The organism is Pseudomonas sp. HMSC063H08, from assembly GCF_001813645.1.
Classification (GTDB): domain Bacteria; phylum Pseudomonadota; class Gammaproteobacteria; order Pseudomonadales; family Pseudomonadaceae; genus Pseudomonas; species Pseudomonas aeruginosa.
On the sequence record NZ_KV813443.1, the window covers coordinates 1 to 330 of the forward strand.

Consider the following 330-nt stretch of genomic DNA (forward strand, 5'->3'; position numbering starts at 1 on the left):
GCCGTGTTAGCGACGGGGGCTTCCTTGAGCGACAAGTGGGTTTCGACGCTGGGTGGTGGTTCGGTCGCGGCCAGGCGCGCCACGACATTGAGGATGTGTTCGGCGCTCAGGCTGCCGCTTTCCAGTACCAGCTCAACAGCCACCAGCACCGCATCGAGCCCGGCGACCGGTACGGCAGCCAGAACTTGCGCCATGATCCGGTCACCGCCGGCATGACGCCCCAGACCGTGCTTAAGCTGACGCAGCGGCGCCGGCAGATCAGCAAAGGGCGCGCCGTTGCGCAGCGCACCGGGCTTGCGTTCGATCAGCGGGAGGTAGTGCTGCCAGTCA

Annotated in this window: 1 pseudogene; it reads right to left on the reverse strand. The window is 66.7% G+C overall.

Going from position 1 to position 330, the window contains the following annotated elements:
• A pseudogene (locus HMPREF2924_RS34375) lies at window positions 1–330 on the reverse strand (IS21 family transposase); the annotation flags it as partial.